Genomic DNA, 19,782 nt, shown 5'->3' with positions numbered 1-19,782 from the left:
CCCGGTCCAGGAAAGTCCGCGCCATCGACTCCGCACGCGCACTCACATCGGCAAGGGTCAACTGGCCCAGCGACGCGGAGATGTGGCCGTAAGAGCCGCGAGCTAAAATGCCCGGTGCGAACATCTCGTCGTACGCGCCGGTGCGCTCGACGGCAGGGCCGTAATCTTCAAACAGGTCTGACATTCCCCTCACCCTCTCAATAGGTGGTACCGAGTTAAGCGGTTGTTTATTGCGGATACATTTCGTGACGGAAACATCATTCATGGGCCGCAAAGCGACATAACCGGGGGCAGGGAAGGGCATTGAATCGGGTGTTTAGCGAGATTCAAAGTTTTCCTCGCGGGGACAGTCCGATAATAATCCGCGCAAATTCAGTGATTTCCGCGCTGTGAATAGCCTGTCGGACAGCCAGACACCCGGCTGTCCGACAGGCTTTGCGGAAGGCCGGGACAGCAAAGCATTTAGCCGTTTGTAACTTAACCGCCGTGAAATAACGGGGAAACCCACCGCCCCTAGCGTGGGTTGGGCGCCGGGCACCAAGCAATATCTCAAACAAACGGACCCGGCATTAGCCATCAATCGGGGGGACCATAATGTCCAACGGAATACCTCGGCCGGATCACGATCCGGCCGAAGACTTTGAAAACGAACGGGAACGCACGGGTGACCTTGCACTTGCGACCCAGGATTTCTCCAACGAAGACGCGGGGTACCACAAAACCCTCAAGCCGCGGCAAATCCAGATGATCGCAATCGGGGGCGCAATCGGCACCGGACTGTTCATGGGAGCCGGTGGCCTCCTCCATGGATCAGGTCCGGCGCTGATCCTGGTCTACGCGGTCTGTGGCTTTTTCGCCTTCCTCATTCTCCGTGCGCTCGGTGAGCTCGTCCTTCACCGGCCATCGTCGGGATCCTTCATTTCCTATGCCCGCGAGTTCTACGGCGAAAAGATGGCCTTCGCCGCGGGCTGGTTGTACTTCCTCAACTGGGCCATGACCTCGGTGGTGGATGTCACCGCCGTCGCGCTTTACGTTAAGTTTTGGGCGCCCTACTGGACGCCTCTGCAATCCGTGCCGCAATGGGCGATCGCGCTTGTGGCGCTCGTCGTGGTCCTGTCGCTGAACCTCGTGTCCGTCAAGCTTTTCGGCGAAATGGAATTCTGGTTCGCGCTGATCAAGGTCTCGGCACTGGTCCTGTTCCTCATTATCGGCGTGTGCTTCCTGGTATTCGGAGGCCACACAGACATCGGCCCCACCGGCTTCAGTGTCATGACGGATAGCGGCGGGATGTTCCCCATGGGCGCCGTTGCCCCGCTGCTGGCCGTAAGCGGCGTGGTGTTCGCCTATGCCGCGATCGAACTTGTGGGTACGGCGGCGGGCGAGACGGAGAAGCCCAAGGAGGTCATGCCCAAGGCCGTAAACACGGTGGTCTTCCGCATCGGCATCTTCTACGTGGGATCAGTGCTTCTGCTTTCGCTCCTGCTGCCTTTCACCGCCTACAAGGCCGGAGAATCGCCCTTCGTCACGTTCTTCTCTCACATTGGTTCGCCGGACGCCGGAGCCACGTCCGCTTCCATCATGAACTTCGTGGTCCTCACCGCCGCGCTCTCGAGCCTCAACGCGGGACTCTACTCGACGGGCCGCATCTTGCGTTCCATGGCCGTCAACGGCTCCGCGCCGGGCTTCACGGCCAAGATGAGCGGCCATGGCGTTCCGTATGGCGGGATCCTACTCACCGCGGTCATCACGCTGCTCGGCGTCGGGCTCAACGCGGCATTCCCGTCGGAGGCTTTCGAGATTGTGCTGGAAGTGTCCGCCCTTGGCATCATCGGCGGTTGGGCCACCATTGTGCTCTGCCAGATGAAACTGCAGAAATGGGCGAAGGAAGGAAAGCTCGAACGGCCCACCTTCAGGCTCTTCGGTGCGCCCTTCACCTCGTACCTGACGCTCGCATTCCTGCTTTTCGTCTTGGTCACCATGGGTTTCTCGGACACCGGGCGCTGGGTACTTGCATCCCTGGTGGTGCTTGTTCCTGCTTTGGTGGGCGGCTGGTTCGCGGCCCGCAAGGGCATCTACCGCGCTGCGCTTGAGCGCTCCGGCTACACCGGCCCGTTCCCGGTGGTGGCTGAACGTCCCGCCATCGACGCCGCCCGATAGCAGCTTCCCGGCGGCAGTCTGACGAAAGGAGAAGGGCCCGACGGCGGGAGTTGAACTGGTCGCCGTCGGGCCCTTGCTTCACGTTTAGGTGCGCTTAGCGTGTGCTCCCCGCCAGCAGGCCGCGGCGCAGCAGGAGGCGGCGCTCAATCGGGGCGAAGACCACGAGCTCGATCAGGATGCCCACAAACAGGATCGCCAGGATCGCGGACATGACCGTGGCCATGTCGGACAAGGTACGGCCCTGGTCCAGGAGCGAACCGAGTCCGAAGCCGATGGTACCGCCGACCGCGATGATTTCGGCGGCCATGAGCGAACGCCAGGAGAAAGCCCAGCCTTGCTTGAGGCCACCAAGGTACCCGGGAAGGGCCGCCGGCAGGACAATCTGCAAGGCCATCTGCAGTCGCGAGGCCCCAAGGACCTTGCCGACGCTCCGGTATTGCGGCGGAATCTGGTCCACACCGGAAATCAACCCGTTGATGATGGACGGGATGGCACCCATCAGGACGACGAAGTAAACAGTGCCGTCCGAGAGCCCGAACCAGATGATGGCAGCGGGAACCCACGCCACCGACGGGAGCACTTGAAGCCCGGAAATGAGCGGTCCGAAGGCCCGGCGCAGCGGCTGCACCTGAGCAAGGAGCAGGCCCACCGGAGTAGCCACAGCGACGCTGATGAGGAAGCCGATCACGCCGCGCTGAAGGGAGGTCCAGACGGCCTCCTGGGCTTTGCCTTCGGCCCAAAGAGCACCGAACTGGCCCAGGACATCAAGCGGTCCCGGAACCTGGTCGCGCCGCTTGAAACCGAGGGAGACGTAAAACTGCCACGCCAGGATGAGGACCAGGAGCGCCGCAATCGGGAGGATGATCCGGGTCCAGTCGATGCGCGCCTTGCGGTGGGCATCCGACTGCAACTTGTCCAGGCCGGCCTCGAGGTCGCGGAGTTCGTCCGGGTTTCCCTTCAAGGACGGCGAGGTGATGTGGCGGGACTGCGGAGCTTGCTCGGCAGTCTCTCCCTCGACGAGTCGGGTCTCTTGTTCAATTGGCATGGCGGCGGATCTCCTCGCGCAGGCGGCGGGTAATGGTTCCAGTCAATTCCCCGGCACGGCCGGCGTCGGTCCGGTGCTCCTCCGTGACGTTCCACTCGGCCACGACCCGTCCCGGACGGGAGGACAGCAGCAAGACCCGCTGGCCGAGCCTGACGGCTTCGCGCACGTTGTGCGTCACGAACACGATGGTGCGGCCGGTTTCCTTCCAGATCCGCTCGAGTTCGTCGTGCAGAAGGTCACGGGTGATGGCGTCGAGGGCAGCGAACGGTTCGTCCATGAGCAACAGCTGCCGGTCCTGGGCCAAAGCGCGGGCCAGGGCAACGCGCTGCCGCATGCCGCCGGAGAGCTCGTGCGGGCGCTTGTCCCCCGCGCCACCCAAATGGACGAGGTCCAGCAACTCGCCGGCACGGGCAGCGCGCGACGCTTTGCTCAGGCCGCCGGACTTGTCGGCGAGCTTCAGCGCGAGTTCGATATTGCCGCGGGCAGTGAGCCACGGGAACAACGCTGAATCCTGGAACATGAAGGCGGCACCGTCGCTGGGCACCTCCAGGGCGCCCGACGTCGGCTGGTCCAGCCCGGCGAGGATGTTCAGCAGGGTGGACTTGCCGCAGCCGGACGCACCCAGCAGGGCGACGAACTCGCCTTGCTCGATGGTGGCGTTGACGTCGTCCAGCACCGGGGCGCCGTCGCCGAAGCGTTTACCCAGGTGTTCCAGTACGACTGGCATGGTCCCGTCCTTCGTTCGTTGCTTAGTTGTTGAATTCCCAACTGACTCGCAGTTGTTGTCGTTATGAGCGTTCAAAACGACAATTACTGCGAGTCAGTTGGGCCTTGGCGGTTCAGTCTTGGCCCAGTCCTGCGGCCGAGGTCTTCTGCCCGGTCACGCTGTTGAGGGCGCGGAGGTCGAAGATGCCGTTGATGTCGGCCGGTTTGGTGATGCCGGCGTCGACGCCGTCCTGGAGGAGCTTCTTGTAGGTTCCGGCGAGCGGGTCCACGGTGAAGGTGATGTTCTTCAGGGAGCGGTCGATCACGTCGGCCGGGAGCGTGCTGCCCGCGGTCGCCTTCAGCGCGGCGTTGATGGCGGTGGCCTTGTCGGCGGCGGAGGCGGTGTTGAGCCAGTTGACCGAGGCTTCGTGGCCCTGGAGCAGGGCGGTCACCGTCTGCGGGTGGTCGGCGGCGAACTTCTTGCTCACGATCAGGATGGTGGTGGGGAATTGGCCCGGCTTTCCTGTGATGGACCCGTCCCACAGGTCCTTCTCGTCCACGAGGACCTTGCCGCCGGCCTGGAGCACCAGACGTGAGGCCCAGGGCTCGGGCAGCCACGCGCCGTCGAGCTTTCCGTCCTGGAAGAGCTTGAGGGTCTGGGCGTTGTCGGTCGGGTTGATGGCGACGTCGCCCCCGCCGTTCGGGTTGGTCTTCAGGCCCTGCTTGCCGAGCCAGGCGCGCAGTGCCACGTCCTGGGTGCCGCCGAGCTGCGGTGAGGCGAGGGTCTTGCCCTTGAGGTCCGCGGCGGAGTTGATGCCGGGCTTGACCACCAGCTGGGCGCCGCCTGAGGCTGCGCCGGCGATGATGCTGATGGAGGCGCCCTTGCTCTGGACGAAGGAGTTGATGGCCGGATTCGGGCCAAGGTAGGCGGCGTCGATCGCCCCGGCGTTCAAGGCCTCGACCGCGGCCGGCCCGGCGTTGAAGATCTGGGTGGTGAGCTTGGTGCTGCCCAGCTTGCCGGCGATGATGCCCTTGCTGACGCCCACTAGCGCGGGGGCGTGGGTGACGTTGCCGAAGTAGCCGAGCCGGAGTTCGGCGGCGGGCGTCGTTGCCGCCGCGGCCTGGGTTTCGTTGTTCTTCGCGACCACCGATGCGACGGCGGCGCCGGCACCGATCAGCAGGACAAGTCCGACGGCGATGCCTATCTCGAGCGTGCGGCGGCGCTTGGGCTTGTTGCTCTCGCCGGCGACGATGCGCGTGGTTCCCGGGTTCGAGGCCGGCGGCGTGGGTTCTGGGGTGTTCGACATGGGGGAATCCTTGGGATGCGTTGCGGAAGGGGCTGGGCGTTTATCAGGCCCTGCGACATCGCCCCGAGAGGGCAGGCAAGGACCAATCCGATGAGGTCATGGATTCACCATAGGGACTGTCATATTTGCCGTTCAATGACCCGGAAACCCGGGGTCACGCACGTTCATGCGGCGTCACATTTCGGCTGTCTCCAACGCAAAAAACCGCAGCTTGTTTCCCATCCCGGACCTTGAAGGCGGGGTTTGGGAAACAAGCTGCGGTTCCAGTAACCAAGAACGTCAGATGACGTAACGTTCGTCCTCGTGGTCGCCCGGGTGGTCCTTCACCAGGCCGGCGGCCAGGGTGTTGCCGTCCACGGGGTCGATCACCAGGAACGCACCCGTCCGGCGGTGGTGCAGGTAGTTCTCCAACGGCAACGGCGCGGCCAGTCGAAGCTGGGCGTTGCCGATGTCGTTCAGCTCAAGGCTGGAGGCGGCCTCCACGTTGAACGTGGCCAGATCCAGCTTGCCGGTCACATTGCGGACGAGCGCCTGGACCGTTCGGGTCCCGTGCTTCACGAGCACCTTGGCACCTTCGCGCAGCGGCTTGGGCGAAAGCCAGCACAGCGCCGCGTACAGATCGGCCGAGCTCTCGCGCACGGTCCCTGCGGCAGCAATGGTGTCACCGCGGGCGATGTCGATTTCATCGGCCAAGCGGATCGCCACCGACTGCGGAGCAGTAGCCTCGGCCAGCTCGCTGCCGGCGAAGTCGATCCCCATCACGGTGGTGATCCGGGGCTCGTGGCCCGGGCTCAGGACAGTGACCTTGTCGCCGAGCTTCACGGTCCCTTCCGTGATCTGGCCGGCGTAGGCACGGTAGTCGCGGTACGCCCCGACGTCGAGCCCTGCGGCGACCGCGTCGGGAGCCAGCGCGCCCTGCGGGCGGATGACCAGCTGGACCGGGAAGCGGAAGCTTTCCAGGTGGCTTTCGAGTTCGTCGGCGGCCGGGAGGGTTTCGAGTACCTCGAGCAGGGCCGGGCCGCTGTACCAAGGAGTACGGTCCGAGCGGTCCACGACGTTGTCGCCGTCGAGCGCCGACACCGGGATGACCGCGACGTCGGCAATGCCATCGCTGCCCAAGCCAAGCTCGCGGGCAACCTTCTGCACGTCCGTCTCGATCTCGCGGAAGACCGACTCGCTGAAGTCCACGAGGTCGATCTTGTTCACAGCGACGATCACGTGCGCCACGCGGAGCAACTGCAGCACCGACAGGTGGCGGCGGGTCTGCTCCAGGACTCCCTTGCGGGCGTCAATGAGTACGACGACGGCGTCCGCAGTGGACGCGCCCGTCACCGTGTTCTTGGTGTACTGCACGTGGCCGGGGCAGTCCGCGAGGATGAAGCTGCGGCGGTCGGTGGCGAAGTAGCGGTAGGCGACATCGATCGTGATGCCCTGTTCCCGCTCGGCACGAAGGCCGTCGGTCAGGAGGGCGAGGTCGATCGCCTGGCTGCCGGTGGCACCGGCTCCGCCAAAGCCACGGTCGGCTGAGGTGCGGGCGACGGCGTCGAGCTGGTCGGCAAGGATCGCCTTGGAATCGTGCAGCAGGCGGCCCACCAGGGTGGACTTGCCGTCGTCGACGGATCCAGCCGTGGCGAAGCGGAACAGAGTAGATTCGCGGAGGCCAGTCTCCAGGAGTGAAGTCTCAGTGCTCATTAGAAGTAGCCGTCCTTCTTGCGGTCTTCCATGGCTGCCTCGGAGATGCGGTCATCTGCACGGGTGGCGCCACGTTCGGTGAGTGTGGATGCGGCTACTTCGACAACGACGTCGGCAACCGTGCGGGCGTCCGAAAGGACAGCGCCGGTGCAGGACATGTCCCCTACGGTGCGGTACCGCACGAGCTTCGTAATGACTTCCTCATGGGGTTTCGGCATGGAAACCTCGCCGACTGCGCGCCACATGCCATCGCGTTCGTAAACCTCGCGCTCGTGGGCGTAGTACAGGCCGGGCAGCTCAATGCCTTCGCGCTCGATGTAGCGCCACACGTCGAGCTCGGTCCAGTTGCTGATGGGGAACGCGCGGACGTGCTGGCCCACGGTGTGGCGGCCGTTGTACAGGTTCCACAGTTCGGGGCGCTGGTTGCGGGGATCCCACTGGCCGAATTCGTCGCGCAGGCTCAGGATCCGTTCCTTGGCACGGGCTTTGTCCTCGTCGCGGCGTCCGCCGCCGAAGACGGCGTCGAACTTGTTCCGCTGGATCGCGTCCAGCAGCGGCACGGTCTGCAGCGGGTTGCGGGTACCGTCCGCACGCTCGGCAAGTTCGCCACGGTCAATGAACTCCTGCACGGAGCCCACCACGAGCTTGAGGCCCAGGCGCTCCACCGTGCGGTCACGGAAATCGATGACCTCGGGGAAGTTGTGTCCCGTGTCCACGTGCAACACCGGGAACGGAACCTTGCCAGGCCAGAACGCCTTCGTGGCCAGGTGCAGCATCACGACGGAATCTTTGCCGCCGGAGAAAAGCAACGCAGGCTTCTCGAACTCGGCAACAACCTCACGGATGATGTGAATGGCCTCGGACTCGAGGGTGTCGAGTGAGGAAAGGCGAGCCGAACGCAGCGCCGGAGCGGCAGTCGGCGTCTCAGCAGCGTCGGTTTCCAGCACAGACAACTCCAGGTCCTCGTTGGTGATTTGGGTACTCATACGTGTAGTCCGCATTCTGTCTTGTCGGTTCCTGCCCAGCGGCCGGAGCGGGGGTCCGCTCCCGGGGCCACTTTGCGGGTGCAGGGCTGGCATCCGATGGACGGGTAGCCCTGGCTCAGGAGGGGGTTGACGGGAAGGATGTTGTCTTCGGAGTACTGGACCAACTGGTCAAAGCTCCAGTCGGCCATCGGGTTGACCTTGACCAGGCCGTTGGTCTCGTCCCAGGTGATCAGCGGTGTGTTGGTCCGGGTGGGAGCCTCGTCGCGGCGGACACCGGTGAACCAGACTTCGTAGCCGGCGAGGGTCCGGCGCAGCGGCTGGACCTTGCGGAGCGCGCAGCACTGGGCGGCGTCGCGGGCAAACAAGTCCTTGCCGAGAAGCCGGTCCTGCTGCTCCACGGTGTTCTCGGGGAGCACATCCACGATGTTCACCCGCAGGTTCGCGGCGACTTCGTCCCGCGTGGCGTGGGTTTCGGGGAAGTGGTAGCCGGTCTCCAGGAAGAGGACGTCGACGCCGGGAAACTGGTCCGCGACGAGTGCCGGCAGCACGGCGTCGGCCATGGAGCAGGCCACGGCGACGGCGGGCAGCTCGAAGTTGCGGGCCACCCAGGCGATGACGTCGCGGGCGGGCGCGTTCCAGCCGAGCTCTGCGGCACCGGCTTCGGCCAGGGCCTTGAGTTCGTCGTGGGAGCGGAGCTTAGTGCTGGTGGTCACTGGAGATCTCCTTCATCTGCGGAGTGTGCCCATTCGGCGAAGGTCTGGCCTTCGGCGCGATCGGCCACAAACTTCCGGACTACCCGCTCTACGTAATCGGGCAGGTCCTCGACGTAGACCTTGAGGCCGCGCACGGTGCGTCCGAGGCCTGCTTCTTCGCGGCTGGACGAAGCCAGCCCGCCGCCCAAGTGAACCTGGAAACCCGGGGTGGGGTCGCCGTCGGGCGTTGGCAGCATCATGCCCTTGAGCCCGATGTCCGCGGTCTGGATGCGGGCGCAGGAGTTGGGGCAGCCGTTGATGTGCAGGGACAGGGCCTGCGGCAACTGACCACTGTCCGCGAGGTCGGCCAGGCGGCGTTCCAGTTCGGCGACGGCGGTGGCTGCCGTGACCTTGGTTTCCACGATGGCGAGTTTGCAGAACTCGATGCCGGTGCAGGCGATGGTGCCGCGGCGGAAGACGGACGGGCGGGCGGAGAGGCCCAGGGTGTCCAGTTCGGCCACGAGCGGCTCAACCTGCTCCTTGGCGACATCCAGCACAACGATCTTCTGGTGCGGGGTGGTCCGGAGGCGGAAGGATCCACGGGCCTCGAGGGTGTCGGCCAGCTTCACGAGCTGGCTGCCGGAGAGGCGTCCGGCCAAGGGCGTCGCGCCAATGAAGAACTTGCCGTCCTTCTGCTCGTGGATGCCGACGTGGTCGCCCGGTGTTGAAGGCTTGGGGGCTGCGGGGCCGTCGGAAAGCTTGAAGCCGAGGTACTCGTCCTCAAGGATCTGGCGGAACTTCTCCGGACCCCAGTCGGCCAGGAGGAACTTCAGGCGGGCCTTGGTGCGCATGCGGCGGTAACCGTAGTCGCGGAAGATGCTGGTGACGCCGAGCCACACTTCGGCGGCTTCTTCGGGCTTCACGAACGCGCCGAGCCGCTTGGCGAGCATCGGGTTGGTGGAGAGCGCGCCGCCCACCCAGAGGTCATAGCCGGCGCCGAGTTCGGGGTGGACCATGCCGACCAGGCCGAAGTCGTTGATCTCGTGGACCACGTCCTGCGAAGGGTGGCCGGTGATGGCGGTCTTGTATTTGCGCGGCAGGTTGGCGAGCTCGGGGTCGCCGATGAAGCGCTCCGCGAGTTCGTTGATCAGCGGCGTGGGATCGATGATCTCGTCCTTGGCGATGCCGGCAACCGGGGAGCCCAGGATGACACGCGGGACGTCGCCACAGGCCTCGGTGGTGGACAGGCCGACGGATTCGAGGCGGCGCCAGATTTCCGGCACATCCTCCACGCGGATCCAGTGGAGCTGGATGTTCTGGCGGTCGGTCAGGTCGGCGCTGCCGCGGGCGAAGTCCACGGAGATCTGGCCGATGACGCGCAGCTGCTCGGTGGTGAGCGCACCGCCGTCGATCCTCACGCGGAGCATGAAGTACTTGTCCTCGAGCTCGTGCGGCTCAAGCGTGGCGGTCTTGCCGCCGTCGATCCCGGGCTTGCGCTGGGTGTAGAGGCCCCACCAGCGGAAGCGGCCGTGCAGGTCCGTGCCGTCGATCGAGTCGAAGCCGTGCTTGGAGTAGACAGACTCGATACGCTCACGGACGTTGAGCCCGTTGTCTTCCTGCTTCCAGGTTTCGTTGGCGTTGAGCGGCGCGGTGCCGTCGACTTTCCACTGGCCGTGGGGTTTCGCGGCAGGACGGGCGGTGCGGGCCGGGCGCTTGGGTGCAGCCTCGTCCGCAGACGCTCCGGCTAGAGCTGTATCAGTCATGCATCGACTGTAGGGCTGGCCAGAGAGGCGTAACAAAGGGTCCGGAAACGAAGAGTCACCTAGGGAAACATTTCGTCACGAACCGCCGTCGGGCCTTGTTCACCCGGCCGCGCTGTGCATTCCGAAGAACAGCTCAGGAGCTACCAGCGACCACCGCGTCGTAGCGTTCCAGGGCGATCTCCGCGAGCACCGGAGAGGGCAGCAGCGGTGCCGTCACGACGTCGGCCCCGGCCTTGGACAGCTGGTCGTGGAAGTAGCCCGTGGCGAGCAGGTACGAGGACACCACGACCCGTCCCCCGTCGTCGGTGACTTCCGCGCGCAGGGCCGTGACGCCGTCGGGCACGTTCGGCTCGGCACTGGCGCCATAGGCGACGCGCACCTTGTTGGGCAGCAACTCGGCGAGCTGGCGCGCCTGCTCTTCCGAATCGATGGAACCGTCCGGCAGCGACGAGCCCGCGGCCGCCAGCAGGACGCCGTCGTCGTCAGCCAGGCCCGAATCGCGCAATCGTGCGGCGAGCAGCTCGGCAAGCCGCGGATCCGGCCCCAGCGGCAGTGCCGCCGACACCTCCGGACGGGACTTGATCGCCTTCGGGATGTCCACCTTGACGTGGTAGCCGGTACTAAGCAGCAAGGGAACGACGACGGCGGGCGTGCCTTCCGGGAGGCCGGCCACCACGCCGGACAACTCCGGTTCCTGGACGTCGACGTAGGCCTCAACGACGGTCAGGCCTGGCCGCAAGGCCTCGATCTCGGCCATGACCTGGCGGATAGCGGCTTGCCCTTCGACGTTCCGGGTTCCGTGGGCGCACGCGATCAAGACGGGGCTGTTCATGCGTGCAAGCGTAACGTTGGGCGAGCACGATCGCCCGTCTGTGAACGAAGAATGGAGCTGCATTTGTTCACTTTTGACCTTGCGCTGGTATGGCTGGATCTGGCCGGCGTCTTCTTTTTCGCCGTGTCCGGATCCTTGCTCGCAGCCAAGAAGCAGTTCGACATCATCGGTTCCCTTCTCTTGGCCTCGCTCGTGGCCTTGGGCGGCGGTGTCATCCGCGACATCATCATCGGCGCCGGCCCGCCCGCGGCGTTCACCAACCCGGTATACCTCGTGCCGCCCCTGTTGGCCGCGATCCTGGTGTACTTCCTGTTTTCGAGCATCCAGCGCTTCACGTCCCTTTTGACCCTGTTCGACGCCGGCGGGCTGGCCCTGTTCTGCATTACGGGCACGCTCAAGGCGCTGGCCGCCGGGATGAATCCGGTGGCCGCGATCCTCCTGGGCGTCACGACGGCCGTGGGCGGCGGCTTGCTCCGGGACATTACCGCGAACGAAATTCCCACCCTCTTCAATGCCCGGGATCTCTACGCCCTGCCGGCCTTCACGGGGGCCGCACTGACGGCCTTGCTCTGGAACATCGGAACCTTCAACGGAGTGACGGCAGGGGTCATTGCCGCCTGGGTTTTCGCCTTCCGGGTGGTGGCTTGGCGTCGCGGGTGGCGGGTGCCCTTGGCGGTCCGGGGATGGCACCGCGCCGGGGTCTCCTCGGGCGCCGATTCACGTGGCCGGGATTAGCTAGGATGGGAGCATGACTGACATGTTCCTCGAGAAATTCCGCGCGCTTGTACCGAAGTATCTCGAGGACGAATGGCAGGAAGAAGATGGACTGTCCGCGTCTGAGCTGGACGAGGCCCTGTCCGCCCACTCGTTCACCATTCCCATGGTGCTGCGCGAGTTCTACCTCGCGCTCGGTGGCTGCGAGGACCTCATGGAGGCCTACCACTACTTCTGGGACCCGGAAGAGCTCGAAGTGGACGACGAAGGCTTCCTCATGTTCCTGGAGGACGAGGAAGAGCAGTTCACCTGGGGCTTCCGCGTAGGCGACCTCGGCGTCCCGGATCCCATCGTGTGGCGCCGCAACAACGCCCGCGGCCAGTGGAAATCCGAAGAAGGCACGTTCTCCGAGTTCGTGTTCGACATGTTCGACTGGGCTTTCAGCGACGAAGACTAGGGTTTTTGGGGGCTTTAGCGGGGGGCGGAGCTTTCTCCCCACCTTTGGGCTGCGCCTTCCTGACCCTGTTTGAATTTCGAACAGCCGCGCCACGCCTTGAACCGGGTGTGTCGCGGCTTTTTTCGTGCCAAAGAGGGTCAGGACGGCGCGCCATTTGCTGGACTACGACGGCGGCACCCACCCGGGCGAGTAACGCGCCGGGGCGAAGTGGCCGACTTCCCGGTGCCGCAATACGGTCAAGACCTCGTTGACCATCTCTTCAGGACGGTAGACCACGTCCTCGTAGTAGTACCGCAACGCCAAGAGCCCGCCCCTCATGCTGGCGTTGTCGCGGTATCGGTCCTTTTTGACCTGACGCGCCTCAAGGTGAGTCCGGCCGTCGAGCTCCACCACAAGGCACTCGTTAATCAGGCAGTCCACCTCACCCACCCCGGCCAGTCCCACATGCATTCGGACACGGAGGCCTGCCCGGACAAAGTGCGTGTGTGCGAGCACTTCGAGCAAAGAATCAGCCCTGGGCAGAACGAGATCCAGCACAGCCCTCGCTGCTCCGTTGCGGTTTCCTGGAAGTTTCCCTCTGAGGAAGCCGGTGGTGATCAACCCGCGGCTGACTGCAGATTGGGCGATCACCAAGGATTCCAGTTCGGGTCGGCATCTCAGGGCGTGGATAAGGACATCGGCCAAGCCGGCCACCGGAAGATACGGATGCCCCGTGTGGGTACATCGGGCGTGGTCCACCACACCATCCCGGGCTTGGCCGCTACCGCAGCTGAGGTGGAGAGCTCCGGGTCTCTGGGAACTCCCCCGCCCCTGGACGCCTCCTGGCTTATTCAGCTGCCACAAATTGTAGAAACGAGCAGCCGAAACACAGGTCAAGACGCCATTCGCCTCGACGGCAGCAACTATGCCTGGATCGGCGCCCTCGATCGTGTAGATCCCGCGGCGCAACACGTTGAGTGTTCCGTCGCGGACTCCTTTTGCCAACGCCGATTTTGGAAAGCCAGCTCTTAGCAGTTGCGCAGTCCGGGACGCTCCGCCCCGCCTTTGGAGGAATTCCACTACATCCATGTGGCCACTCCACCAGCACCGCTCATGCGACAGTAGCTCCGGGTTCCCCTATGTGGACAACTTTGCTGGCCTTCCTGACCTTCTTTGCGCCCACGACCTGCGGGACACACCTCTTCGCAGGCGTTTCGGGGCCATTCTGAATTTAAAGAGGGTCAGGAAGGAACGCAGAAGTCCCGACAATCTCCGGAAAACCCTTTGACGGGGAAAGTTGCACCCGTGACAAAGTTGTCATATGCTGTAACCGGATTCACTAAATGCCTCCGGTGAGTCTGATGCGAACGGAGATTATGGTCCCGGTTCGTTGCAGCGCGTGACTCGTAGCGTTGCAAGGAACCGGGGCCATTGCATTTAAGCCCGTCCCCACTAAACTAGCTGGCGCGCTCCACCACGGCGTGGGCGAAGTTGGTCAGCGACTCCTTGACCACGCCCTCGGGCAACGGCTTCAAGGCTTCTATGGCTTCCGCGGACCACTGGCGCGCAATCACCCAGGATTCGGCGGTGACGGGATGCTCGCGCAGCCCGGCGACGGCCAGGGCCAGGGCCTCGTCGGAGGACAAATCGCCGTCTACCAGCTTCAAGAGTTCGACGGCGGAGTGGTCACCATTGTCGGCGGCCTTGCGGAGCAGGAGGACAGGCAGAGTGGGTACGCCTTCGCGGAGGTCCGTACCCGGGGACTTGCCGGACTTGACCTTGACGCCAGTGACGTCGATGACATCGTCGGCCAGCTGGAAGGCCACGCCAACTTTCTCGCCGTATTGCACCAGCACGTCCTCGAAGGCTTCGTCGGCGCCGGCGAAGATGGCACCGAGCTGGCCTGAAGCGGCAACGAGGGAACCGGTCTTGTCGGCGATGACCGAGAGGTAGTGCTCCACCGCATCCTCGCCTTCACGCGGGCCCACGGTTTCGTGCAGCTGGCCGAGGCACAAGCGTTCGAAGGTGCGGGCCTGGATTCCCAGGGCACGCGAACCGAGTTCGGACACCAGGATCGAGGCGCGGGCGAAGATCAAGTCACCTGTGAGGATGGCCACTGAGTTGCCCCAGACTTCGTGGGCCGTGGGGGCACCGCGGCGGTAGGGCGCGGAGTCCATCACGTCGTCGTGATAGAGGGTTGCGAGGTGGGTCAGTTCAACCACGACGGCGGCCTGGACCACTTCCGGACGGGATGCGTCGCCGAGGTGGGCGCACAAGAGGGTCAACAACGGGCGGATGCGCTTGCCGCCGGCTTCCACCAGGTGACGCGACGTTGCGTCAGCCAGGGGGTCCGAGTTGGCAATTGCTTCGCGGAGCTTCTTTTCCACGCGGGCAAGGTTCGTGGTGATGGCAGGACCCAGTTCCACGTCCTCGGCGATAGCCGCGAAACCGGCAGGAAGCTGCAGGCCAGTGGCGATCGCGGTAGTGGTGGGAGCGGGTTCGACAGCGTCCGGCAGGCCGTGCCCGGCATGCGTCCAACTGTGTTCGGCAGAGTGAGTCACGGGTTAACCCTAACTTTTCGCGGAGGAAAGCGTTGTTTCGGTGCCGACGCGGGTGGAAGCGGCGGTGGATGTGGTGTTGGAGGTGGCCGGGACCAGCATCTCGAGCACGCGGATGGCGCGGTCCTCGAAACCCTTGGCGGACGCATCCGTGAGGTTGGCGAGCATCCGCACCACAAAGCGCATCAGCACCGGGATGGGCATGCCGGTCCGTAGCGCGAGTTTCATGACGGCTGGCTTGCCGATGAGGGCAGCAAAGACGCGGCCCAAGGTGAAGTGAGAACCCCACTGGTCGCGCACGTAGTCCGCGTACCGCGAAAGGTGCGCATCGGCGTCGTCGGCCGTCCAACCGGCTGAACGGGAACGCGAGGACGCGTCGATGATGAACTCGGCCGCGAAGCGGGCGGACTCCATGGCGTAGGAAATGCCCTCGCCGTTGAATGGTGAAACCATGCCCCCGGCGTCGCCCAGGAGCATGAGCCCCGGCGAGTAGTGCGGGGTGCGGTTGAAGCCCATGGGCAGTGCGGCGCCGCGGATCTCCCCCACCTGGTTTTCGGGTGTGAAGCCCCACTCGGACGGCATGCCGGCGGTCCACTCGCGTAGGACCTGCTTGTAGTCGAGTTTGCCGAATTCCTTGGAGGAATTCAGGATGCCGAGGCCAACGTTGGACGTGCCGTCGCCGACGCCGAAAACCCAACCGTAACCGGGCAGCGGCTTGCCGGACTTGCCAAGAGAGCCGGCGCGGGCCCCGCGCCGAGCTTGCGAGGCGTGGGAAGCCGGCGAATGGAGCTCAAGCCAGCCTTCCATCCAGTCGTCGTCGTGGCGGGGCGAGGTGAAGTAGGTGCGGACGGCGACCCCGAGCGGGCGGTCGTCGCGCTTGTGCATACCAAGCGAAACGGCGGTCCGTGTCGAGTTGCCGTCTGCAGCGAGCACGACGTCGGCATGGAAGTCGCGCGTTTCGCCTGTCTTGCGTCCGGACTCGTCGAGCAACGCGGCACGCGCGCCGATCACCCGTCCGGCGTCGTCGCGCAGGGCTTCGGTGACGCCGTGGCGTTCAAGCACGACGGCGCCTGCCGACTGGGCGTGCCGGGCCAGCTCCTCGTCGAATCCGAGGCGCGTGCGGATGAGTCCGTAGGTGGGAAAATCGGCGACCTCGGGCCACGGCAATTCAATGGTGCGGCCGCCGGCGATGAGCCTGAGGCCTTTGTTGCGGCGCCAGCCCTCGTCCTCGGCATGCGGGAGGCCGAGCTTCTGGATTTCGCGGACGGCGCGGGGAGTGAGGCCGTCGCCGCAGACTTTTTCACGCGGGAAGGCGGTCTTTTCCAGAACCGTCACGGAAAGGCCCGCCTGGGCAAGGTAGTACGCGGCGGTGGACCCGGCTGGCCCTGCGCCGACTATCAGTACGTTCACAGCGTCCTTGTTAATAGGCCCGTTAGCGGGACTGATCGCCGGCTTGGCGGCGCGGCTTGATCTGGCGGCGCAGCTTGGCCACGGGAACGCTTTCCCGGTGTTCGGCACCGGGCTTCTGGGCGCGGTGCACCGCTACGATGCCGCCGCTCAGGTTGCGGTAGTTGACGTCGGTCCAGCCGGCTTCCTGCAGCCACGCGGCCAGGTGGTCCTGGTCCGGCCAAGCGCGGATGGACTCGGCGAGGTACACGTAGGCGTCCGGGTTCGAGGAGACCTTGGTTGCAATGGCGGGCAGTGCGCGCATGAGGTATTCGGTGTACATGGTCCGCCAGAGGGGCACCACCGGCGCCGAGAATTCGGCGATAACCAGGCGTCCGCCCGGCTTCGTGACGCGGAGCATTTCCGCGAGGGCCTTGTGCGGTTCGTTGACGTTGCGCAGGCCGAAGGAAATGGTGCAGGCGTCGAAGGAGTTGTCCGCGAAGGGCAGCTTGGTGGCGTCCCCGGCAACGAAGTTGATGTCCGGGCGGCGGCGTTTGCCGACCTTCAGCATCCCCAACGAGAAGTCACAGGCCACAACGTCCACTCCGGCGTCGGCGTACGGTTCGCTGGATGTGCCCGTACCGGCAGCTAGATCCAGGACCCTTTGGCCTACTCGAACATCCATCGCGTCCACGACGACGCGGCGCCAACGCCGGGTCTGCCCCATGGACAGGACATCGTTGACGACGTCGTATTTGGGGGCGACATCGTCAAACATCGTCGCAACTTCGTCCGGACGCTTTTCCAAGGATGCTCGGTTCACCCTGCAATTGTCTCAGACAAATTTGGGAAGAACTTTCGGGGCGCTCCGGCCCGGACGGCTCCCGTTGCCCGCGGGAGTAATGTTGTTCCATCATGACGAGTACGCTCCGCACCTTGACAGTCCCCCTCGATGTTGATTCATCCTCCGGGGGACTGCCGTCATTTCTGGTCCGGGACGATGTCCTGTGCTGGTCCCGCCGCGAGAACGGACTGGTGGGCTTTGGCGAAATCGCGCGATTCACCGCTTCCGGGCCCGATCGCTTTCTCGAGGCCGATATCTGGTGGCGCCACCTCGTCATCGAAGCCGACGTGACGGATCCCCTTGAGATCCCCGGCACGGGCCCTGTGGCCTTTGGCTCCTTTGCTTTCTCCAGGACATCCGCCTTTGAATCCCGCTTGATCCTTCCAGAAATTGTTGTCGGGATCAGGGACGGGCAGTCGTGGCTCACTCAGTTGACGCTCGACGACGTCGAACTCACCGAAGCGGGCGCCCTCGCCGCCCTGGCAGTCTGGCTTAGCCCCGCGGACGGGGAGTCAGAGGAACGCGAGCCAGCGGACGGCGGGCTTACGGCGGCGGGAGGCTCCGGCGTCGTGCACCCAACTAACTCGCATTTGTTGTCGTTTAGAAGCCTCATAGCGACAACAAATGCGAGCCAGTTGGGGGACGGGAAGGTCACCCTGGAGAGCGGCTCGCTAAGCGAAACCGCCTGGAAGCAGGCCGTGGCCGAGGGCGTGGCGGAAATCCGGACCGGGAAGCTGGAGAAGCTGGTCCTCGCGCGCGACGTCGTGGCGACGCTGCCCGACGGCGTCAACGCCGCCAAAGTGCTGCGGCAGCTGGCCAGCCGTTACCGCGAATGCTGGACCTACGGCGTCGACGGCTTGGTGGGAGCAACGCCGGAAATGCTCATCCAGGTGGAGGGCCGCACTGCGCAAGCGCGGGTCCTGGCCGGGACGCTCGACCGGCGCGACGCCGAGGGAGTGGACGGCTCCCCCATGGAATACGCCGAACGTGTGCTGGCCGGTTCCGAGAAACAACGGCACGAGCACGAGATCGCCATCCAATCGCTGACCACCCAGCTCGCACCGTTTTCCGAGGCCATGAACGCCCACAGCGAACCGTTCATCCTGGAACTGCCCAATGTGTGGCATCTGGCATCGGACGTGAAGGCCGAGCTTGCCGATATCGAGGGACATGTCCCTACGTGCTTGGCCCTGATCAACGCGCTACACCCCACGGCCGCCGTGTGTGGCACGCCTACCTTGGTTGCCGGGGAACTGATCCGGGAGCTTGAGCACCTGGATCGCGGGCCGTACGCCGGACCGGTCGGGTGGCTCGACGCCGCGGGCAACGGCGAGTGGGGCATCGCGCTGCGCGGCGCGATCATCGAGAGTCCTACAACCGTGCGCCTGTACGCGGGCTGCGGGATCGTTGAAGGCTCCGTTCCGGACGCCGAACTGGCCGAGACCTGGGCCAAATTCCGGCCGATGCTCGAGTCGCTGGGCATCAGCAGCTAAGAGTCCAACCCAAGGATTACGTTCGAAACCTACCCCCGTGGATGTCTGGGATGCGAGACAATAGCCCTGTTGTGGGTCTTGATTTTTTACTTGGTAGGTTATCCAATAGTAAAACTTAGTTTTCTGTGACGCACATCTCATGTTCGGCGCTACACTATGAACCGATTAGTTTCGCATCCACTGCAACAAAAGGTAAGAAAATGCAGAAATTCCGTTCGCTTCCGGTCAGTTCGACGCTCAAGGCTGCAACAATCATCGCAATCGGCGCCCTGGCACTGACTGCCTGCACCAACGCCTCAGAGGCGGGCCCGTCGAGCGCCGCTTCGCCTTCGGGCAGTGCCAATGCAAGCTTTGACCCCAGCACCATCACCAAGGACGACACCCTGGCTGCACTGGTCCCCGCTGCAATCAAGTCCAAGGGCACGCTGACCGTCGGCTCGGACACGACCTACGCTCCTGCGGAATTCCTCGGAACCGACGGCCAGACCCCGGTCGGTTACGACGTCGACATTGCCAAGGCGATCGGCGCCACCCTCGGCCTGAAGGTCCAGGTGCAGACCGCCGAATTCACGGGCATCCTCCCCGCCCTCGGCCCCAAGTACGACCTGGGCATCTCGTCCTTCACCATCAACCCCGAGCGTCTCGGCGCCGTCAACATGGTCAGCTACTTCAACGCCGGCACCGCCTGGGCCGTGCAGAAGGGCAACCCGAAGAAGTTCTCCCTGGATGACGTCTGCGGCAAGTCCATCGGCGTGCAGACCGGTACCGTCCAGGAAGACCCGGACCTCTCCGGCCGCAACAAGAAGTGCGCAGCTGACGGCAAGCAGCCGATCAACATCGTCACGCTCAAGAACCAGACCGACGTCACCACCCGGCTCGTCAACGGCAGCATCGACGCCATGGCAGCCGACTCCCCCATCATCGGTTACGCCCTGACCCAGACCAACGGCCAGCTGGAGAGGCTCGGCGACGTTTACGACGCCGCTCCCCAGGGCATCGCTGTTGCCAAGTCGGACACCGCCCTCGCCGATGTCATCCAGAAGACGCTGACCAAGCTCATGTCTGACGGTTCATACAAGAAGATCCTCACTGGCTGGGGCAACGCCGAAGGCGCCATCACCAAGTCCGAGGTCAACCCGGCGGTCAAGTCTTGAGTATTCCCGCCACCGATA

17 protein-coding genes and 1 pseudogene are annotated in these 19,782 nt (G+C 64.6%); 5 read left to right on the top strand and 13 right to left on the bottom strand.

Annotated elements, in window-relative coordinates; all coding sequences use genetic code 11:
• Positions 1-184: pseudogene (locus tag QRN59_RS23860) on the bottom strand (circularly permuted type 2 ATP-grasp protein); the annotation flags it as partial.
• A 410-nt stretch (positions 185-594) separates the two neighbouring features.
• Here QRN59_RS23860 and QRN59_RS23855 point away from each other — a divergent pair.
• Positions 595-2,157, top strand: coding sequence for an amino acid permease (locus QRN59_RS23855; RefSeq protein ID WP_284984904.1), 1,563 nt, complete (start codon positions 595-597; stop codon positions 2,155-2,157).
• Positions 2,158-2,251: 94 nt separating this feature from the next.
• On the opposite strand, the gene QRN59_RS23850 is transcribed toward QRN59_RS23855, so the two are convergent.
• From QRN59_RS23850 to QRN59_RS23815, 8 genes are all read right to left on the bottom strand, one after another.
• Positions 2,252-3,202, bottom strand: a complete 951-nt coding sequence (locus QRN59_RS23850) for an ABC transporter permease (protein WP_284984903.1) — start codon at positions 3,200-3,202, stop codon at positions 2,252-2,254.
• Entirely contained in the window at positions 3,192-3,929 is a 738-nt protein-coding gene (locus QRN59_RS23845) for an ABC transporter ATP-binding protein (protein ID WP_284984902.1), read from the bottom strand. The genes QRN59_RS23850 and QRN59_RS23845 overlap by 11 nt, the downstream gene beginning before the upstream one ends.
• Before the next feature lie 112 nt (positions 3,930-4,041).
• Positions 4,042-5,214 carry an ABC transporter substrate-binding protein gene (locus QRN59_RS23840; protein ID WP_284984901.1) on the bottom strand — a complete coding sequence of 391 codons (1,173 nt, stop codon included), beginning with the start codon at positions 5,212-5,214 and terminating at the stop codon, positions 4,042-4,044.
• A gap of 279 nt (positions 5,215-5,493) precedes the next feature.
• Positions 5,494-6,906: a sulfate adenylyltransferase subunit 1 gene (locus tag QRN59_RS23835; protein ID WP_284984900.1), complete on the bottom strand. Its 1,413-nt coding sequence runs from the start codon at positions 6,904-6,906 to the stop codon at positions 5,494-5,496.
• The gene (cysD, locus tag QRN59_RS23830; RefSeq protein WP_265977669.1) at positions 6,906-7,892 is read right to left on the bottom strand and encodes a sulfate adenylyltransferase subunit CysD; all 987 of its coding nucleotides are present in this window, start codon (positions 7,890-7,892) and stop codon (positions 6,906-6,908) included. Before cysD ends, QRN59_RS23835 begins: the two co-directional genes overlap by 1 nt.
• Complete coding sequence (locus tag QRN59_RS23825) at positions 7,889-8,605, bottom strand: phosphoadenylyl-sulfate reductase (protein ID WP_284984898.1); 717 nt, start codon at positions 8,603-8,605, stop codon at positions 7,889-7,891. The genes cysD and QRN59_RS23825 overlap by 4 nt, the downstream gene beginning before the upstream one ends.
• Complete coding sequence (locus QRN59_RS23820; RefSeq protein ID WP_284984897.1) at positions 8,602-10,347, bottom strand: nitrite/sulfite reductase; 1,746 nt, start codon at positions 10,345-10,347, stop codon at positions 8,602-8,604. The genes QRN59_RS23825 and QRN59_RS23820 overlap by 4 nt, the downstream gene beginning before the upstream one ends.
• Before the next feature lie 133 nt (positions 10,348-10,480).
• Complete coding sequence (locus QRN59_RS23815; RefSeq protein ID WP_284984896.1) at positions 10,481-11,179, bottom strand: sirohydrochlorin chelatase; 699 nt, start codon at positions 11,177-11,179, stop codon at positions 10,481-10,483.
• A 63-nt stretch (positions 11,180-11,242) separates the two neighbouring features.
• On the opposite strand from QRN59_RS23815, the gene QRN59_RS23810 reads away from it, so the two are divergent.
• Entirely contained in the window at positions 11,243-11,914 is a 672-nt protein-coding gene (locus QRN59_RS23810) for a trimeric intracellular cation channel family protein (RefSeq protein WP_284984895.1), read from the top strand.
• A gap of 13 nt (positions 11,915-11,927) precedes the next feature.
• Complete coding sequence (locus QRN59_RS23805) at positions 11,928-12,350, top strand: hypothetical protein (protein ID WP_078107983.1); 423 nt, start codon at positions 11,928-11,930, stop codon at positions 12,348-12,350.
• A 162-nt stretch (positions 12,351-12,512) separates the two neighbouring features.
• On the opposite strand, the gene QRN59_RS23800 is transcribed toward QRN59_RS23805, so the two are convergent.
• From QRN59_RS23800 to QRN59_RS23785, 4 genes are all read right to left on the bottom strand, one after another.
• Positions 12,513-13,334: an endonuclease domain-containing protein gene (locus tag QRN59_RS23800; protein ID WP_502871109.1), complete on the bottom strand. Its 822-nt coding sequence runs from the start codon at positions 13,332-13,334 to the stop codon at positions 12,513-12,515.
• 452 nt (positions 13,335-13,786) lie between these two features.
• A complete protein-coding gene (locus QRN59_RS23795; protein ID WP_284984893.1) occupies positions 13,787-14,890 on the bottom strand; it encodes a polyprenyl synthetase family protein in 1,104 nt (367 codons plus the stop codon).
• Positions 14,891-14,899: 9 nt separating this feature from the next.
• Positions 14,900-16,297, bottom strand: a complete 1,398-nt coding sequence (locus QRN59_RS23790) for a geranylgeranyl reductase family protein (protein ID WP_284984892.1) — start codon at positions 16,295-16,297, stop codon at positions 14,900-14,902.
• A 22-nt stretch (positions 16,298-16,319) separates the two neighbouring features.
• Positions 16,320-17,096 (bottom strand): demethylmenaquinone methyltransferase, encoded by a 777-nt coding sequence (locus QRN59_RS23785; RefSeq protein WP_284984891.1) that lies wholly within the window; start codon positions 17,094-17,096, stop codon positions 16,320-16,322.
• Between the two features lie 92 nt (positions 17,097-17,188).
• Between QRN59_RS23785 and QRN59_RS23780 the strand changes: the two genes are divergently transcribed.
• Both QRN59_RS23780 and QRN59_RS23775 read left to right on the top strand, forming a co-directional pair.
• Positions 17,189-18,610 carry an isochorismate synthase gene (locus QRN59_RS23780; protein WP_284984890.1) on the top strand — a complete coding sequence of 474 codons (1,422 nt, stop codon included), beginning with the start codon at positions 17,189-17,191 and terminating at the stop codon, positions 18,608-18,610.
• 200 nt (positions 18,611-18,810) lie between these two features.
• Positions 18,811-19,764 carry an ABC transporter substrate-binding protein gene (locus QRN59_RS23775; protein ID WP_284984889.1) on the top strand — a complete coding sequence of 318 codons (954 nt, stop codon included), beginning with the start codon at positions 18,811-18,813 and terminating at the stop codon, positions 19,762-19,764.
• The last annotated feature ends 18 nt before the right edge of the window (positions 19,765-19,782 follow it).

This window comes from Arthrobacter sp. efr-133-TYG-118, from assembly GCF_030209755.1.
Lineage (GTDB): Bacteria > Actinomycetota > Actinomycetes > Actinomycetales > Micrococcaceae > Arthrobacter.
Note: the sequence above shows the minus strand (reverse complement) of the source record. Positions and strands in the feature narration are given on the sequence as shown.

Coding starts and splice junctions, on each gene's coding strand:
- QRN59_RS23820 (WP_284984897.1), bottom strand. CDS start 10,347: ATGACTGATACAGCTCTAGCCGGAGCGTCTGCGGACGAGGCTGCACCC.
- QRN59_RS23840 (WP_284984901.1), bottom strand. CDS start 5,214: ATGTCGAACACCCCAGAACCCACGCCGCCGGCCTCGAACCCGGGAACC.
- QRN59_RS23815 (WP_284984896.1), bottom strand. CDS start 11,179: ATGAACAGCCCCGTCTTGATCGCGTGCGCCCACGGAACCCGGAACGTC.
- QRN59_RS23845 (WP_284984902.1), bottom strand. CDS start 3,929: ATGCCAGTCGTACTGGAACACCTGGGTAAACGCTTCGGCGACGGCGCC.
- QRN59_RS23835 (WP_284984900.1), bottom strand. CDS start 6,906: ATGAGCACTGAGACTTCACTCCTGGAGACTGGCCTCCGCGAATCTACT.
- QRN59_RS23805 (WP_078107983.1), top strand. CDS start 11,928: ATGACTGACATGTTCCTCGAGAAATTCCGCGCGCTTGTACCGAAGTAT.
- QRN59_RS23850 (WP_284984903.1), bottom strand. CDS start 3,202: ATGCCAATTGAACAAGAGACCCGACTCGTCGAGGGAGAGACTGCCGAG.
- QRN59_RS23855 (WP_284984904.1), top strand. CDS start 595: ATGTCCAACGGAATACCTCGGCCGGATCACGATCCGGCCGAAGACTTT.
- cysD (WP_265977669.1), bottom strand. CDS start 7,892: ATGAGTACCCAAATCACCAACGAGGACCTGGAGTTGTCTGTGCTGGAA.
- QRN59_RS23775 (WP_284984889.1), top strand. CDS start 18,811: ATGCAGAAATTCCGTTCGCTTCCGGTCAGTTCGACGCTCAAGGCTGCA.
- QRN59_RS23780 (WP_284984890.1), top strand. CDS start 17,189: ATGACGAGTACGCTCCGCACCTTGACAGTCCCCCTCGATGTTGATTCA.